At 69.3% G+C, this 264-nt stretch carries 1 protein-coding gene; it reads right to left on the bottom strand.

Annotated elements, in window-relative coordinates; all coding sequences use genetic code 11:
- A partial coding sequence (locus M2D63_RS25830) for a M24 family metallopeptidase (RefSeq protein ID WP_285865893.1) occupies positions 1-264 on the bottom strand: 264 nt, incomplete at both ends.

Genomic DNA, 264 nt, shown 5'->3' with positions numbered 1-264 from the left:
AGGCCGATGGGATGGCCCAGGCCGTGTGGGAAGAACGCCGCGCTGACGCCGGTGGCGACCGCCGCCTCGGGCGAGACGGTGATGACGCCGAAGCCCTTCAGGATGCCCATCAGGGTCAGGTGCGCATCCACGTGCAAGTGCTTGTAGTCCACGCCGCTGCGCACGCCGGCGCACATCGCCTGCTGCGCGGCATCGACGGCGTCGATCATCGCCTGGAACTCGCTGGCGGTGTCGTAGGCGTAGGTGCGGGTGATGTCGCTGGCG

Origin of the sequence: Pseudomonas sp. BJa5 (assembly GCF_030272875.2) — a bacterium.
In the GTDB taxonomy this organism is placed as follows: domain Bacteria; phylum Pseudomonadota; class Gammaproteobacteria; order Pseudomonadales; family Pseudomonadaceae; genus Aquipseudomonas.
This window is presented reverse-complemented; position numbering and strand designations above follow the sequence as displayed.